The 15,478-nt window shown below is 64.7% G+C and carries 14 protein-coding genes; 8 read left to right on the plus strand and 6 right to left on the minus strand.

Annotated elements, in window-relative coordinates; all coding sequences use genetic code 11:
* The first annotated feature begins 12 nt into the window (after positions 1-12).
* Together BW38_RS18135 and msrA are read left to right on the plus strand one after the other, a co-directional pair.
* Complete coding sequence (locus tag BW38_RS18135) at positions 13-276, plus strand: DUF2007 domain-containing protein (RefSeq protein WP_025877942.1); 264 nt, start codon at positions 13-15, stop codon at positions 274-276.
* Between the two features lie 30 nt (positions 277-306).
* The gene (gene msrA, locus BW38_RS18130) at positions 307-972 is read left to right on the plus strand and encodes a peptide-methionine (S)-S-oxide reductase MsrA (RefSeq protein ID WP_032974988.1); all 666 of its coding nucleotides are present in this window, start codon (positions 307-309) and stop codon (positions 970-972) included.
* Positions 973-1,584: 612 nt separating this feature from the next.
* Here the strand turns inward: msrA and BW38_RS18125 are convergent.
* The 3 genes from BW38_RS18125 to mtgA all read right to left on the minus strand — a co-directional run bounded on the left by BW38_RS18125 (position 1,585) and on the right by mtgA (position 3,850).
* Positions 1,585-2,016 (minus strand): CBS domain-containing protein, encoded by a 432-nt coding sequence (locus BW38_RS18125; protein WP_025877817.1) that lies wholly within the window; start codon positions 2,014-2,016, stop codon positions 1,585-1,587.
* Complete coding sequence (locus BW38_RS18120) at positions 1,976-2,995, minus strand: glycosyltransferase family 2 protein (protein ID WP_025877815.1); 1,020 nt, start codon at positions 2,993-2,995, stop codon at positions 1,976-1,978. Before BW38_RS18120 ends, BW38_RS18125 begins: the two co-directional genes overlap by 41 nt.
* A 105-nt stretch (positions 2,996-3,100) precedes the next feature.
* Complete coding sequence (mtgA, locus tag BW38_RS18115; protein WP_032974949.1) at positions 3,101-3,850, minus strand: monofunctional biosynthetic peptidoglycan transglycosylase; 750 nt, start codon at positions 3,848-3,850, stop codon at positions 3,101-3,103.
* Positions 3,851-3,927: 77 nt separating this feature from the next.
* Between mtgA and BW38_RS18110 the strand changes: the two genes are divergently transcribed.
* The 3 genes from BW38_RS18110 (at position 3,928) to BW38_RS18100 (ending at position 8,934) form a co-directional block, all read left to right on the plus strand.
* On the plus strand, positions 3,928-4,821 hold the full coding sequence (locus tag BW38_RS18110) for an Hsp33 family molecular chaperone HslO (protein ID WP_032974950.1): 894 nt from the start codon (positions 3,928-3,930) through the stop codon (positions 4,819-4,821).
* A gap of 120 nt (positions 4,822-4,941) precedes the next feature.
* Positions 4,942-5,796: a hypothetical protein gene (locus BW38_RS18105; protein ID WP_032952038.1), complete on the plus strand. Its 855-nt coding sequence runs from the start codon at positions 4,942-4,944 to the stop codon at positions 5,794-5,796.
* A gap of 375 nt (positions 5,797-6,171) precedes the next feature.
* Entirely contained in the window at positions 6,172-8,934 is a 2,763-nt protein-coding gene (locus tag BW38_RS18100) for a TonB-dependent receptor (protein WP_025877809.1), read from the plus strand.
* Between the two features lie 139 nt (positions 8,935-9,073).
* Here BW38_RS18100 and BW38_RS18095 read toward each other — a convergent pair whose 3' ends face one another.
* Positions 9,074-9,676, minus strand: coding sequence for a TetR/AcrR family transcriptional regulator (locus BW38_RS18095; protein WP_025877807.1), 603 nt, complete (start codon positions 9,674-9,676; stop codon positions 9,074-9,076).
* 142 nt (positions 9,677-9,818) lie between these two features.
* On the opposite strand from BW38_RS18095, the gene BW38_RS18090 reads away from it, so the two are divergent.
* From BW38_RS18090 to BW38_RS18080, 3 genes are all read left to right on the plus strand, one after another.
* Positions 9,819-10,736: an alpha/beta hydrolase gene (locus tag BW38_RS18090; RefSeq protein ID WP_032974951.1), complete on the plus strand. Its 918-nt coding sequence runs from the start codon at positions 9,819-9,821 to the stop codon at positions 10,734-10,736.
* The gene (locus BW38_RS18085) at positions 10,733-13,210 is read left to right on the plus strand and encodes an acyl-CoA dehydrogenase (protein WP_025877803.1); all 2,478 of its coding nucleotides are present in this window, start codon (positions 10,733-10,735) and stop codon (positions 13,208-13,210) included. The genes BW38_RS18090 and BW38_RS18085 overlap by 4 nt, the downstream gene beginning before the upstream one ends.
* A gap of 72 nt (positions 13,211-13,282) precedes the next feature.
* On the plus strand, positions 13,283-13,750 hold the full coding sequence (locus BW38_RS18080) for a hotdog fold domain-containing protein (RefSeq protein WP_032974952.1): 468 nt from the start codon (positions 13,283-13,285) through the stop codon (positions 13,748-13,750).
* Between the two features lie 396 nt (positions 13,751-14,146).
* Here BW38_RS18080 and BW38_RS18075 read toward each other — a convergent pair whose 3' ends face one another.
* Both BW38_RS18075 and BW38_RS18070 read right to left on the minus strand, forming a co-directional pair.
* The gene (locus BW38_RS18075; RefSeq protein ID WP_032974953.1) at positions 14,147-14,497 is read right to left on the minus strand and encodes a DUF1304 domain-containing protein; all 351 of its coding nucleotides are present in this window, start codon (positions 14,495-14,497) and stop codon (positions 14,147-14,149) included.
* A gap of 27 nt (positions 14,498-14,524) precedes the next feature.
* Complete coding sequence (locus BW38_RS18070; RefSeq protein WP_032974954.1) at positions 14,525-15,448, minus strand: hypothetical protein; 924 nt, start codon at positions 15,446-15,448, stop codon at positions 14,525-14,527.
* Positions 15,449-15,478 lie beyond the last annotated feature (30 nt).

Here is a 15,478-nt window from a genome sequence, read left to right on the forward strand (position 1 = left end):
CGGAGCCGCCGCATGCACATCGTGTACAAGGCCGACAATCTGTTCGACGCCCACCTGGTCAAGCACGCGCTGGAAGACGCCGGCATCCCGGCGTTCGTGTTCGGCGAGTCGCTGCTGGGCGGCATGGGTGAGCTGCCGCTGTTCGGCGTGCTGCGGGTCGGTATCCCCGACGCCGCGCGGCCACAGGCCGAAGAGATCGTGGCGGCGCTGGACTTGGGCCACGCCGCAGACGCCCCCATTTCAGATGCCGACGACATTGCCGGGCTTCCGGCGTAGGAGCGCATCATGTTGGGAATCGGACAGGGCATCCTCGGCATCGGGGCCTTCAAGCAGCGCCTGCCGCGCCCGGAAGAGGCTTTGCCGGGCCGCGACCAGCCGCTGCCGCTGCACAGCAACCAGCACTTCGTGAACAGCCATCCGCTGAAGGACCGTTTCGCCGGCCTGCAGCAGATCCGCTTCGCGCTGGGCTGCTTCTGGGGCGCCGAGCGCAAATTCTGGAACGAGCCGGGCGTGTACAGCACCTCGGTGGGCTATGCCGGTGGAATCACCCCGAACCCCACCTATGAAGAGGTCTGCTCGGGCCTGACCGGCCACACCGAGGTGGTGCAGGTGGTGTTCGACCCGGCGGTTGTCAGCCTGGAGCGGCTGCTGCAGCTGTTCTGGGAAAGCCACGACCCGACCCAGGGCATGCGCCAGGGCAACGACACCGGCACCCAGTACCGTTCGGCGATCCACGCCACCGACGAGGCCCAGTACGCCGCGGCGCTGGCCAGTGGCGAGGCCTACCGGGCGCAGCTGGCTGCAGCGGGCTATGGCCCGATCACCACCGAGATCGTGTATCCGGCACCGACGTACTACTACGCCGAGGACTATCACCAGCAGTACCTGGCCAAGAACCCGAACGGCTACTGCGGCATTGGCGGTACCGGCGTGAGCTGCCCGATCGGGTTGGATGTGGAGGTGCCGCGCTGACGCGCGGTGGTCCGCCTGCGGCGGGCAGAAGCCAAAGCAAAAGCAAAAGCCAAAGCGGCTGGGTTTCTGTGGGTTGGGCGGGGCGGTGTGGGTTGGCAGGACACGCCGTGAACCCCCCTCCGGGGGCCGGCCCAGCCGCTGGCGGCTGTGCGTTCGGGCGCTTGCGAAGCAGTGCTTCGCAAGCAAAGCGCCCTCACCCATGGGGGCTCGATGGCGCCATCCATGGCGCCAACGGTCCTGCCTGGGCCACCCGTCACCCTCCCGAAAGTTTCCTGCGCGCGCGGAACGAGAGCAGAAATTCAAAGCCAAAAGAAGACGTACAGAGCAGAATCAAAAGCAGTGCCAACCAAGGTTGGCATCTACCAACGGCAGACAGTCAGGGTGAAGGCCGCCGCGCTCGCAGGAACGTGTCCTGAGGCGGAGGGCATGGCCGTGCAGGACCGTTGGCGCCATGGATGGCGCCATCGAGCCCCCATGGACGGGTTTACGGCGTGTCCTGCAGGGTCATGCCCTCCGCCTACCCGCACATCAGGCAGGCGCTGTCTTGGCTTTGGCTTGGGCAGTTGTTTGAAAAAGCGGGCCGGCGGGCCGCAGGCCCGCCAGCGACAGAACTCACCCCGCCACGATGTACTGCTGCAGCTGATCCAGCTCGCGCCGCTGCGCATCGATCACCGACTTCACCAGGTCACCGATGGAAATCACCCCCAGTACCTGCCCGCCCTCGACCACCGGCAGATGGCGGATGCGGTAATCGGTCACCAGCTGCAGGCAGTGTTCCACCTGCTCACCGGGACTCACCGTCACTACTTTCGCGGTCATGATTTCCGACACTGCGGTGTCACGCGACGAACGATCGTGGAGCACGATCTTGCGTGCGTAATCACGCTCGGAGAGGATCCCGACCAGTCGCGGGCCATCCATCACCAGCACCGCGCCGATGCCCTTCTGCGCCATCAACCGGATCGCATCGATCACCGCCGCGCCTGGCGCGACCGCGTGCACTTCAGGGGACTTGCCGTCCAACAGTTGCCGTACCGACGTCATCTGCCTGCCCTCCCAGGGTGGGTTGCAGCTCCGAGTCTGCCACGGAAGGGGCCAACCATGCGTCAACCAGGTACAACGGCCGTTGCTTGGACTCCTCGTACAGGCGTCCCAGGTACTCGCCGATAAGCCCCAGCGCGATCAACTGCACGCCCCCGAGGAACAGGATCACCGCCATCATGGTCGGCCACCCGGCCACCCGGTCGCCGTACAACGCCGCCTTCGCAATCACCCAGATGGCAAACACGAAGGCCACGCCTGCGGTGGCCAGCCCCATGTAGGTGGCCGCCCGCAGCGGGACCGTCGAGAAGCCGGTGATCCCTTCCAGTGCGAAGTTCCACAGCCGCCACAGGCTGAACTTGCTGCTGCCGGCCAAACGGGCATGCCGGTGATACGGCACCGCCACGCGGCGGAAACCGACCCAGCTGAAGAGCCCCTTCATGAACCGGTGCCGTTCGCGCATCTCGCGCAATGCGCTCAGCGCGCGCGGCGATAACAAGCGGAAATCGCCGGTATCGGCCGGAATGGGCGTCCGCGAGAGGCGACCAATCACCCGGTAGAACACCGATGCGGCAGCGCGCTTGCTCCAGCTCTCACCGTCACGTACCAGGCGCGTGCCGTAGACGTTGTCGTAGCCCTGCCGCCAACGTTCGACAAAGTGCGGCACCAGTTCCGGCGGGTCCTGGCCATCAGCGTCGAGGATCATCGCCGCGCCTTCGCGCACATGGTCCAGGCCGGCGGTCAGCGCCGCCTCCTTGCCGAAGTTGCGCGACAGCTTCAGCGCCGATACCCGCGGGTCGGCCTGGGCCAGCGAGGCGATCAACGACCAGGTCGTGTCACTGCTGCCGTCATCCACGTACAGGATGTGACCATCGATTCCGGCCAGGCCGTCCAGTACCGCGCACAATCGCGGATGCAGCTGGGGCAGCACCAGCTCTTCGTTGTGTGCGGCGATGACGAAGGTAAGACGCTCACGAGTCATCGCCGGATTGTACGTCGTTGACGGGGATGCAGCCCGTCAGTCCAGCGTTCGAAATACCCGCTTCCCGCATCGGAAGGCACCACGGACACCTGGTGTCGTGGCCGCTCAGTCCTCCGCCAGGTACCCCGCTCCACCCAGCTGCCGTGCCTGCCGCTGGATCCACGCCGCACGACGCTGAACGTAGGGGCCTGGCTTGGCCGCGTTGTAGCGGCGCGGCGCCGGCAGCACTGCCGCCAGACGCGCGCTCTCGGCAGGGCTCAGCCGCGCGGCGTCCTTGCCCCAGAATGTCTGCGCCGCTGCCTGGGCGCCATACACACCGTCGCCGAACTCGGCGATGTTGGCGTACATCTCCAGGATCCGCTGCTTCGGCCAGAAGGCTTCGATCAGCACCGTGTACCAGACCTCCAGGCCCTTGCGGATCCAGCTGCGGCCCTGCCACAGGAACAGGTTCTTGGCCACCTGCTGGCTGATCGTGCTGGCCCCGCGCAGGCGCCCGCCCCGCGCGTTGTGGTCGCGCGCCTTTTCAATGGCCTGCAGGTCGAACCCGCTGTGGTCGGGGAAGCGCTGGTCTTCTGCGGCCACCAGCGAAATCGGCAGGCTCGGCGCCATCTGGTCAAGGTCCCGCCACTGGTAGTGCAGCCGGTAGGACCAGTCGCCTTCCCCCAGTGCCTCACCGAAACGCCAGACCATCACCATGGACAGCGGCGGATCGATGAAACGCAGCACCAGCACCTGCAGGCAGCTGAAGGCCACGAACAGCACCGGCAGCCACAGCAGCCGCTTCCAGCGCCAGCGCCTGCGCGGTGCCGCGTCGGCGGCGGCCACTACCTTGTCCTGCTCTCCCCCTGCCCCCATTACTGGTGCATCCTTCTTATGCCTGGTTGTCGGCGCATTATCCGGCAACCATCCCCGTTTCCGCGCGATGTGAGCCGATGACCGCCCAATCCGATTCCCTTATCCGTTTCCTGCTCCCCGACGCCGGTGTCCGTGGCGTCCACGTGCGCCTGCAGGCCACCTGGCAGGACATCCAGTCCCACGGCGAGTATCCGGACAGCGCCACCGAACTGCTCGGCGAAGCCTGCGTGGCATCGGCCCTGTTCACCGGCCACACCAAGGTGGACGGCCGCCTGTCGATCCAGCTGCGCAGCAATACCGCTCTGCGTACCCTGTTCGCCGAATGCACCGCCGCCGGCACCCTGCGCGGCATCGTCCAGATTGCCGAGGGCGGTGACGCCCCCCGTGACCTGACCGACCTGGGCCGGGACGCCCTGCTGGCCATCACCATCGAGAATCCCGGCCTGGACCCGCGCGAACCGCAGCGCTACCAGAGCCTGGTCGCACTGACCGCGCCGGAACTGGATGAAGCATTCGAAGACTACTTCCGCCAGTCCGAGCAGCTGCCGACGCGACTGCTGCTGGCCGCCGGCCGCGACGGTGCTGCCGGCCTGCTGCTGCAGAAGCTGCCGGGCGACGAAGGCGACGACGATGGCTGGGCCCGCGCCAGCGCGCTGTTCGACACCCTGGGCAAGGCGGAGCTGCTGGCCACCCCGGCCGAGGAACTGCTGCACCGCTTGTTCCACGAGGAGAAGGCGGAGCTGGTGGGTGACAAGGCCCTGTCCTTCGCCTGCTCCTGCTCGCGTGAACGGGTCGCCTCGATGCTGTTCTCGCTGGGCGAGGAAGAGGCCCGTGCGGCTGCCGAAGACACCGGCGCCGTAGACGTACGTTGCGAATTCTGCGGACAGGAGTATCACTTTCCGTTGACGGAGTTCGGCATACTGTTCCACGGTGCCCAGGGGGCTGTACCGGCACCTGAACGACTTCAGTAATACCCAATGAGTCTTGTATCTGGGGAGGAACAAGGCTTGTTAAGAATTCATAAACACCCTAGGATCGAGTTCCCGCCCCAGCGGGAACTTTCACTGCCCGTCCCTGTCTGAACTGGTCCGATGCGTACCTTCCTGCGTCTACCGCTGGCCCTTCTGATCGCCCTTGGCGCGATCACGGGCGTGCACGCGCAGAGCAAGGACACCCGCACCGTCATTCCGGTCTGGAACAAGGGCAGTGGCAAGGTCGAGGCCCTGCTGTACCTGGAACCGACCGGCGAGCAGGCCGTGGGCGCACGCTGGCATTTCGGCCGCAATTCGCTCGATGCTGCGTTCGGCCTGTCTTCGGGCGACTCGCTCGGCCTGCTGTGCAACAGCAGCAGCGGCTCCAGCATCAGCGGACTGGCCAGCCATTGCATGCTGGCCAGCCTGGGCGACGACGACGATGCCATCGGCTCCAACCGGCGTCTGACCGGCACCGCCGCGCTCAACCGTGGCACCGGCCGCCTGGGAATCACTGCCGGCACCGGCCGCGAGACCCTGCCCGCCTGGCTGGCCACGCCCAGCAAGACCCCATCGCTGCGCGCCGAACAGAATGACCTGACCGTGTTCGCGCAGAAAAACATCGGTCGCGAAGGCTTTGTCTCCATCGCCGGCACCTATGCCAAGGCACGCTTGGTACCCTTGGCTGACGCCTCACCGGCCATCGTTGACCGCTGGGACAGCAAGAGCCTGAGCCTGGGCGCCGGCTACGGCAATTTCAGCGGCAGCATCATCGGCCGCGTGGTTGACGTTCCCGGCAAGCCCGGCAAGTGGGAAGGCCTGGGCATCGGCCTGACCTGGCGCACCCCGTGGTCCGGCCAGCTCACCGTCGGCGCGGAAAACGTCATCAGCCGCGGCAAGAACCCGTTCTCCCCGCGCAACGAAAGCAACGATGACGGCACCGTGCCGTACGTGCGCTACGAGCAGGATCTGTAGTCGCTCATCGACTGCGAACAAGCTGTGTTGAACATCGGGCGCCCAGGGGCGCCCGAATTGTTTCTGGACACATCTGTCAAGTGCGAAAAGCACCTATCCGTTACAAACGGATACATCACGACATGCATCAACTGAAACTTTTTTGTGCGTTGAGGGCAGGCAGGCGCGGTTGCGCCCCTTTCTACATTCAGATAACTCATTGAAATAAAAGAAATCAAAGCGCATTCATGTGTAACCACAGCGTGAATTAACGCAGCTTTAATTTTTGGCTGGGGGCCGTTACTATCGATTCAGCCTCGCGATTTTGGAGCCTTCTTTTTTGGCTCCGCCGCGCAGGCACTACCCCAGCCAAGATTTCTTGGAGAGAGAGAGCCAATGAATTTCCAGTCCAACAAGCTGCGTGACGCTGTCGTCGTCGCGCTGATCGCCGGTGCGGCGACGTCCGTAACGGCCCAGGCGCAGGAAGCGACCAACCTGGATCGCATCTCGGTGACCGGTTCGCGCATCAAGAGCACCGACATCGAAACCTCGCAGCCGGTCCTGAGCCTGACCCGCGCCGACATCGAAAAGCAGGGTGTGACCTCGGTCGCCGACATCCTGCAGCGCGTTGCCGCCAACGGTGCCGCCCTGAACCGCACCTTCAACAACGGCGGTGACGGCTCGGCCGGTATCAGCCTGCGCAACCTCGGCTCGGACCGTACCCTGGTGCTGGTCAATGGCCGTCGCTGGACCACCGGCCTGGACGGCAGCGTCGACCTGAACACCATCCCGACCGCGATGATCGAGCGCATCGACATCCTGAAGGACGGCGCTTCGACCATCTATGGTTCGGATGCCATCGCCGGCGTGGTGAACATCATCACCAAGCAGAACTTCGACGGCGCCGAAGCGAACTTCTACAAGGGCCAGTACAGCGACGGTGACGGCGAGCGTGAAGCGGCCGATTTCACCATCGGCACCACCACCGATCGCGCATCGCTGATGCTGGGTGTCTCCTACGTCAAGGAAGGCAAGGTCATGGCCGGCGATCGCAAGATCTCCGCCGGTGGCCCGCCGTTCTTCGACGGCCAGAGCAGCACCGGCATGCCGGGCTCCTACATCCGCAACGACGAGCGCTATGTGCTGATCAACGGCGTGGAGACGCCGTTCAACGCCAACGTCCACGGCTACAACACCGCCCCGGACAACTACCTGTTGACCCCGCAGGAACGTACGTCGCTGTTCGCTTCTGGTTCGTACAACGTTACCGACAACATCACCTTCCGTACCGAGGCGATGTACAACGAGCGCAAGTCCGAACAGCTGCTGGCGGCCATGCCGGTCACCAGCATGCGCCTCAGCGCCAACAGCATGTACAACCCGACGGGTGAAGACCTGACCGGCGTCAACCGTCGTTTCAATGAAAGCGGCGGCCGTTCGTTCAACCAGAACGTCAAGAACTGGCACTTCTACGGTGGCTTCGAAGGCTTCTTCGAGTTCGCGGACCGTAACTTCGACTGGGATGTCGGCTACCGCTACGACAAGACCGACCAGAACGACCTGACCTACGGCCTGTTCAATCTGGCCAACCTGCGCAACGCTTACGGCCCGTCCGAAATGCGTGGCGGCGTGCCGGTCTGCGTCACCGCCCCGGGCGGCGACATCATTCCGGAGTGCGTGCCGGTCAACGCTCTGGGCCCGGAAGGCTCGATCAGCCAGGCCGCGCTCGACTACACTTCGTTCACCGCACACGATTCGGCCAGCCTGGTGTCCAAGGGCTACTACGCCAACATCTCCGGTGAAATCGTGCAGCTGCCGGCCGGCGCTCTGGCCTTCGCTGCCGGTTACGAGTACCGCAAGGAGACCGGTCAGTTCGATCCGGATGCCTTCATCGCTGCAGGCCTGAGCACCGGCAACGGCGCAAAGCCGACCAAGGGCGGCTACGACCTGGATGAAGTCTTCCTGGAACTGTCGATCCCGGTGCTGGCCGACCTGCCGGGCGCCAAGCTGCTCGACTTCAGCGCGGCGACCCGCTACTCGAAGTACAGCAACTTCGGCAATACCACCAACAACAAGTTCGGTTTCCGCTGGAAGCCGATCGACGACCTGATGATCCGCGGCAACTACTCGGAAGGCTTCCGCGCGCCGAGCATCAGCAACCTGTATGGCGGTGACGGCGACTCGTTCGAAACCTACGCCGATCCGTGCGCGGCTGCCAACGGCCCGACCGGTGCGGTGCTGGCCCAGTGTATCGCCCAGGGCGTTCCGGCTGGCTTCGTCCAGCCCAACACCAAGGACGACGACGGCGTTCCGCAGTCGGGCGCGGCCCAGACTGCCGAGCCGTTCACCTGGAAGTCGAACCCGAACCTGAAGCCGGAAACCTCGACCAGCAAAACGCTGGGCCTGGTGTGGAGCCCGAGCTTTGTCAGCGGCCTGAACGTGACCCTGGACTGGTGGCAGATCAAGATCGAAGACGCCATCACCCGTCCGGCGATCCAGGACATCATGAACTACTGCTACGGCGGTTCCCCGGCAGAACAGGCCGCGTACTGCGGTCTGATCACCCGTGATCCAGCCTACGGCACCATCGAAGAACGCTACACCATCACCAACGTCGACATGCCGCTGCAGAATCTGGCGTCGTACAAGGTGGAAGGCTGGGATCTGGGCGTGCTGTACCGCCTGCCGGAAACCTCGTTCGGCCAGTTCACCGTCAGCTGGGACAGCACCTACCTTTCCAAGTGGGAAACCAAGGCCACCGAAGATTCCGAGGTGGAAGGCCGCCAGGGTCGCTATCTCGACCAGGATCCGTACTGGCGCATCCGCTCCAACCTGTACGTCGACTGGTCCTTCGGCGACTTCGGCGTCAATTACGGCCTGCGTTACAAGTCCGGCATGACCGAAGACTGCCTGCTGGGCGGCGCACTGCGCAGCTACTGCTCCGATCCGGATGGCCGCAAGAACCACATGGGCTCGACCACTTACCACGACATCCAGGTGCGCTACAACACCCCGTGGAAGGGCACGATCATGCTGGGTCTGAACAACGCATGGGACAAGCAGCCGCCGGTCTCGTACTCGACCTCGTACAACATGTTCGACCCGCAGTACGACCTGCCGGGCCGCTACATGTACATGCAGTACAAGCAGAAGTTCTGATCGCTCCACTGATCAGCTGATGCAGCAACGGCCCCGAAAGGGGCCGTTGTTTTTTGTACGTTCGCTGCTGGCGTCAACACCAACGAAAAAAGGCCGCGGCACTGCCGCGGCCTTTCTGCATCCAGCGATGAAGAATGCCTCAGCCGTTCGGAATCAGCGTGTCGATCAGATGCTCGACATACGCTTCGAAATCCTCGCGCGCCTGCTTGGGCTGCTGCAGCTGCAGCGACAACTGCAGGAAGCCGACATAGGCGGCGTAGGCCAGGCGTGCGCGATGGCGTGCATCGGTCGAGCTCAGGCCCGCCTGGCGGAACGAGGCGATCAGGTAATCGAGCCGTCGCTGAGACACTCGGTCGATCACCGGCCGCACCATCGGATGGTCCAACGCTTTCAGCAGCTCGCTGTAGATGATGTGCGGCTGCACTTCGTGCGCCACCATCTGGAACAGCTGGCGCAGGCGCACGCGCGGATCCGGCACGTCTTCCAGGCTGCCGAACACCTGTTCCTGCTCGAACAGTTCCCAGCGTTCCAGTGCGGCCTGCAGCAGCGCATCACGCGAGGGGAAGTGCCAGTAGAAGCTGCCCTTGGTCACGCCAAGGCGGCGCGCCAGCGGCTCCACCGCGACGGCGCTCACACCTTGCTCGGCAATCAGATCGAGGGCCGCCTGGGCCCAGTCTTCGGCACTCAGGCGGCTGTTGCGGCCGGCACGCGGTTCGCCGGCGGAAGCGTCAGGTTGATTCATGTGCTGATTTAACCATACGCCGGGGTTCGTTGCAGTACGCGGTTGCGGCCGAAACCGTCGGCAGCCGGGCCGAGAGGCATTCCCGCAGCGCACCATACCGTGCAGTATTGACATCCCGCCGAACCCATCCATACTAGCGGGTATGGTTATGTCCCCTACTCCCGCTGCATTCCATGACCTGCGCCTGGAGGCCGCCCACGGTGCCTCGCTGACGGCAACCGCCAGTACCTCGGGCCGTCGCGGGCGCGTACTGTTCGCGCATGGATTTGGCCAGACCCGCCATGCCTGGACGACGACGGCCAAGGCGTTGTCGGCAGCCGGCCTGCAGACCCTGGCTTACGACGCCCGGGGTCACGGCGATTCCGACTGGAATGCGGCCGACCTGGCGTACCACGGCGAGCAGTTCGCCGATGACCTGATCGTGCTGGCCGGCGAACAACCGCGACCGCCGGTGCTGGTGGCTGCCTCGATGGGCGGCCTGTTCGGCCTGCTGGCCGAATCACGCTGGCCAGGCCTGTTCTCGGCCATGGTGCTGGTGGATATCACCCCGCGCTGGGATACCGCTGGCGTCGAGCGCATCCTCGCCTTCATGACCGCGCATCCGGAAGGATTCGCCTCGCTGTCGCAGGCTGCCGATGTGATCTCGGCCTATGTGCCGCATCGCCCGCGCAAGTCCGAAGACTCACTGCGCGCGCTGCTGCGCGAAGATGGCCACGGTCGCTGGCGCTGGCACTGGGACCCGCGCCTGGTGGCCGAACTGGCACGTGACAGCGAGCAGCACCAGGACGCACTGGCCGAAGCCGCGCGCCAGGTGAAGTGCCCCCTGCTGCTGGTCAGCGGTGGCCGCAGCGACCTGGTCACCCCGCAGACGGTGGCCGAATTCCTGGCATTGGCGCCACACGCACGCCACGTACAGTTGCCGCAGGCCACGCACATGGTCGCCGGTGATGACAACGACGCCTTTACCGCTACTGTGTTGGACTATCTGGACGTGTTGCCCGCAGCGGATGCTGCAGCTTCGTCCGCCATAAACGAGCACGTCACCGGAGCACGCTCATGAGCCTCGTCATTCCCTTCCTCGCCCTGCTGCTGGCAGGCGCGTTCGTCGCCTACCACCGCATGCGCCTGCTGACCTGGACGCTGATCAGCGTGGCCCTGCTCGTGGCCTGCTGGTTCATCCCCTACGTCAACCAGACCGCCACGATCGTCGCTGCCGCGATACTGGCCGTGATCGTCGTGCCGCTGCTGCTGCCGTTCATCCGCAAGCCGCTGCTGACCGGCCCGATGATGAAGGTGTTCCGCAAGGTGCTGCCGCCGCTGTCGCAGACCGAGCGCATCGCCCTGGAAACCGGCTCGGTCGGCTTCGAAGGCGAACTGTTCACCGGTGACCCGGACTGGAACATCCTGCTGAACTACCCCAAGCCGCAGCTGACCGCTGAAGAACAGGCCTTCCTCGATGGCCCGGTCGAACAGCTGTGCACGATGGTCAACGACTGGGAAATCACCCACGTCCATGCCGACCTGCCACCGGAACTGTGGGCCTTCATCAAGAAGAACAAGTTCTTCGGCATGATCATTCCGAAGGAATACGGCGGCCTGGGCTTCTCCGCGCTGGCCCACCACAAGGTGATCCAGAAGCTGGCCTCGGTGTCTTCGGTGGTCAGTTCGACCGTCGGCGTGCCCAACTCGCTGGGCCCGGGTGAACTGCTGGTGCATTACGGCACCCAGGAACAGAAGGACCAGTACCTGCCGCGTCTGGCCGATGGCCGTGAAGTGCCCTGCTTCGGCCTGACCGGTCCGTTCGCCGGCTCCGACGCGACCTCGATTCCCGACTATGGCATCGTCTGCAAGGGCGAGTGGAACGGCGAGCAGGTGCTCGGCGTCAAGCTGACCTTCGACAAGCGCTACATCACCCTGGCGCCGGTCGCCTCGCTGATCGGCCTGGCCTTCCGCATGTACGATCCGGATGGCCTGATCGGCCAGACCCGCGACATCGGCATCACCCTGGGCCTGCTGCCGCGCGAGACCGCCGGCGTTGAAATCGGCCGTCGCCACTTCCCGCTGAACTCGACGTTCCAGAACGGCCCGATCCGCGGCAAGGACGTGTTCATTCCGCTGACCCAGCTGATCGGTGGCGCTGCGATGGCCGGCAAGGGCTGGAACATGCTCAACGAGTGCCTGGCCGTGGGTCGTTCCATCACCCTGCCTTCCACCGCCAGCGGCGGTGCCAAGGCGGGTGCCGCGGTCACCGGCGCCTATGCGCGCATCCGCAAGCAGTTCGGCCTGTCGGTCGGCCGCTTCGAAGGCGTGGAAGAAGCGCTGGCCCGCATCGGTGGCAAGGCGTACAAGATCAGCGCGCTGTCGCAGGCCACCGCCGCTGCTGTGGACCGCGGTGACGTGCCGTCGGTGCCGTCGGCGATCGCCAAGTACCACTGCACCAACATGAGCCGCGAAGTGATCTCGGACATGATGGACGTGATCGGCGGCAAGGGCATCATCCTGGGGCCGCGCAACTTCGCCGGCCGCAGCTGGCAGGCCGCGCCGATCGCCATCACGGTGGAAGGCGCCAACATCATGACCCGCAGCCTGCTGATCTTCGGCCAGGGTGCGATCCTCTGCCACCCGTGGGTGCTGAAGGAAATGAAGGCCGCTCAGGACCCCGACACCCGTGCCGGCCTGCAGGACTTCGACCGCAGCCTGTTCGGCCACATCCGCTACGGCATCTCCAACGCCGTTCGTTCGTTCTGGTTCGGCCTGACCGGCGCACGCTTCGGCGCTGCTCCGGGCGACGCCTACACCCGCCGCTACTTCCGCAAGCTGGACCGTTACTCGGCCAACCTGGCGCTGATGGCCGACATCTCGATGATGACGCTCGGCGGCAAGCTGAAGTTCAAGGAATCGCTGTCCGGCCGCCTGGGCGACGTGCTGAGCCATGTCTACATGACCAGCGCCATGCTCAAGCGCTACCACGACGAAGGCGCGCCGCAGGCCGACCAGCCGCTGCTGGCCTGGGCCTTCCATGACAGCGTGCACAAGATCGAGGAATCGCTGTCGGCTGCCCTGCGCAACTTCCCGATCCGTCCGATCGGCTGGCTGATGTGGGCACTGATCTTCCCGCTGGGCCGTCGTGCCGAGGCCCCGGGCGACCGCCTGAGCCGTCGCGTGGCTGCGCTGCTGATGGCCCCGAACGAAGCCCGCGACCGCCTCGCCAGCGGCGTGTTCCTGACCCCCTGCGAGAACAACCCGGGTGGCCGCATCAACAGCTACCTGAGCAAGGCGATCATGGCCGAGCCGGTGGAGCGCAAGTTCCTGAAGGCGCTGAAGAGCAAGGGCATCGAGGCGCTGGACTTCAACAGCCAGCTCGACGAGGCCGTGGCCGAAGGCGTGATCACCCAGGACGAGCGCAGCCTGCTGGAAGAGCTGCGTACGCTGACCCTGGACACCATCACCGTGGACGACTTCGACACCCACGAACTGCGCGCGGCCAGCTACTACGACCGCCAGAACAAGGACCCGCACTCGCAGGCGGCCTGATCGCCCGCGACACGCGTTGCCTCGACGGCGGGCCTGGCCCGCCGTCGCTTTGTCCGCCGACCGGAAACCGCCATGTCCACGCCCCTGCTTTCGCTCTATCACCGCCTGCAGCGCTGGCCTGCCGGTACCTGGCTGTTCTCGCGCGCGGTGTGCTTCAAGGCGCCCTATTTCGCCAGCATCGCCCCGCGCATCACGCGCCTGGAGAACGGCCGCTGCGAGGGCACGCTGGCCGACCGCCGCAAGGTGCGCAACCACATCGGCACGATGCACGCGATCGCAATGTGCAACCTGGCCGAACTGACCGCCGGGCTGATGGTCGATGCGTCGCTGCCCAAGGGCATGCGCTGGATCCCGAAGGGCATGCAGGTGCAGTACCTGGCCAAGGCGCGCGGCACGCTGCAGGCGACGGCATTGCCGGCGCAGCCGATCGTGGTGGCGACCGAAGGCTATGCGTTGCCGGTGACGGTGAGTGTGCGCGACCGCGCGGGGACGGAGGTGTTCAGCGCGGTCATCGACATGTGGGTGTCGCCGGCGAAGTGATGTTGCCGCGAACGGCGCAGCCCCTCGTGGGTGGATGCTGAAAAGCGGTTCATCGGTTGGGCCGGAGGGATGGGATGCCCAGGGGACGCCGTGAATACGTCCCTGTAGGCTCGGGCGCGCCATCCATGGCGCTTACGCCCCTGCGCATCCCATCCCTCCGGCCTCTGACAGATCGCTGCGGCGTCCACCCACGCAAGAGAAAAAGAAGAGCAAAAGCAAAAAAGCGGCCCGGCGGCCGCTTTTTTCATGCGCGCAGAACCCACGAGCGCAGCGACCCGCTGTTGCTCTTGATCTTCTTTTCTTCTCCGTGGGCTGGCCGCGCACGGAACCCGCCCGACCAACCCCATGACAGCTCTACGCGACCAACCCACCAGGGGCTGTGCCGTTGGCCGGAAATCACGCCAGTGCGCGAAACACCAACGCCAGGATCGCCGGCACCGCCTGGATCATGAAGATGCGCCGGCTCACGCTGTAGGCGCCATAGCACCCCGCCACCACCACGCACACCAGCGAGAACGTCACCAGCACCGGCTGCGCCAGCACCAGCCCCACCACGATGCCCGCCGCCAGGAAGCCGTTGTACAGACCCTGGTTGGCCGCCAGCACGCGCGTGGTCTCCGCCTTCTCCGGTGAATTGCGGAACGTCTTCAGGCCCAGCGGCCGGGTCCACAGGAACATCTCCAGCGCCAGAAAATACAGGTGCAGCACGGCAACCAGCACGGTCAGCAGCAGCGCAATCAAGCTCATATCAAGTCCAGTATTTGCAGGGAAAATTCACTGACGCTGCGTTGCGCCCTTGGGCGCCCATCCCCTACGGGGCGTACCGTCGAGATGGGGGATTGTCCACGGCCCCGTCCCAGGCTCTTCCATTGGCGATCGTTCTTCAACAGCCAACGGCAGAAACTCGAATCTGTGCATATGCACTCTGGGATGCTCCGAGAGTCTTTCCAATGCGCCCCACTCCGAAGCACCATGGCCTGTCACCCTCACGATCACCAGCTGGATTCTGCGATAACGACGAAGCAGTCGCGTGACGACGTGACAACAATCCTCGCATGGACGCCGCTCCGTGAAGAGATACACCACTCCTTCCATCCGTCTCCAGAGCGGAAATCGATAGAGACGCCTTACGGCCAGATCAAAGTAGTTCAAGAGCAAGAATTCAGAGTCGTGATAGACCTTCTCCTTGCGCAGCCTCTCCGATCGCTTCTTAGCAAGGTGCAAGCGAGCTGCAGCCCGGGGGCTGTCCAAACGGCGGGTGGGCCGCCTGAAAGCTCTCTGGAAGTGGGGCCGAAGCCGAGGAGCGGTCAGCTGAGGAACGGCGCTGAGCCATGACTCGGCCTCCAGGTCGTTGCCTCTCCGCAGTACGTTCAACATTCCCTGTTCGTTGCAGGCGAGGACGTCAAACTCCAGGTCCTGACGGGCAACCTTGATCATCTCTGCCAATGCACGGGAACTGGGACCAATGACGTCGGTGAGAATGAGCCGACCTTCAAAACGTTGCGCGGCAAAGTTCACCAGCCCCAGATTGCCCTCCAGTTGCCTGCCCATGCTGTCTTGACCAGAAAGAGCATCCATTAGAAGGGTGCTCTCCAGAGCCCCCATTCGAAGCCGACTGACCAGGTTGAATGCATGAAATGCCCACGCCTCCAACTGACGTTCATCCAACGCATGACGCCGCGTGCTCCCATTGGGCATTCCCTTCTCCAGTAAGCATTGCAATCAAAG

The organism is Stenotrophomonas sp. RIT309 (assembly GCF_000632045.1).
Lineage (GTDB): Bacteria > Pseudomonadota > Gammaproteobacteria > Xanthomonadales > Xanthomonadaceae > Stenotrophomonas > Stenotrophomonas indicatrix.

Excerpts from the sequence above, each read along its gene's own strand:
- BW38_RS18135 (WP_025877942.1), top strand. The coding sequence starts at position 13 with ATGCACATCGTGTACAAGGCCGACAATCTGTTCGACGCCCACCTGGTC.
- BW38_RS18125 (WP_025877817.1), bottom strand. The coding sequence starts at position 2,016 with ATGACGTCGGTACGGCAACTGTTGGACGGCAAGTCCCCTGAAGTGCAC.
- BW38_RS18120 (WP_025877815.1), bottom strand. The coding sequence starts at position 2,995 with ATGACTCGTGAGCGTCTTACCTTCGTCATCGCCGCACACAACGAAGAG.
- mtgA (WP_032974949.1), bottom strand. The coding sequence starts at position 3,850 with ATGGGGGCAGGGGGAGAGCAGGACAAGGTAGTGGCCGCCGCCGACGCG.
- BW38_RS18110 (WP_032974950.1), top strand. The coding sequence starts at position 3,928 with ATGACCGCCCAATCCGATTCCCTTATCCGTTTCCTGCTCCCCGACGCC.
- BW38_RS18105 (WP_032952038.1), top strand. The coding sequence starts at position 4,942 with ATGCGTACCTTCCTGCGTCTACCGCTGGCCCTTCTGATCGCCCTTGGC.
- BW38_RS18100 (WP_025877809.1), top strand. The coding sequence starts at position 6,172 with ATGAATTTCCAGTCCAACAAGCTGCGTGACGCTGTCGTCGTCGCGCTG.
- BW38_RS18095 (WP_025877807.1), bottom strand. The coding sequence starts at position 9,676 with ATGAATCAACCTGACGCTTCCGCCGGCGAACCGCGTGCCGGCCGCAAC.
- BW38_RS18090 (WP_032974951.1), top strand. The coding sequence starts at position 9,819 with ATGGTTATGTCCCCTACTCCCGCTGCATTCCATGACCTGCGCCTGGAG.
- BW38_RS18085 (WP_025877803.1), top strand. The coding sequence starts at position 10,733 with ATGAGCCTCGTCATTCCCTTCCTCGCCCTGCTGCTGGCAGGCGCGTTC.
- BW38_RS18080 (WP_032974952.1), top strand. The coding sequence starts at position 13,283 with ATGTCCACGCCCCTGCTTTCGCTCTATCACCGCCTGCAGCGCTGGCCT.
- BW38_RS18075 (WP_032974953.1), bottom strand. The coding sequence starts at position 14,497 with ATGAGCTTGATTGCGCTGCTGCTGACCGTGCTGGTTGCCGTGCTGCAC.
- BW38_RS18070 (WP_032974954.1), bottom strand. The coding sequence starts at position 15,448 with ATGCCCAATGGGAGCACGCGGCGTCATGCGTTGGATGAACGTCAGTTG.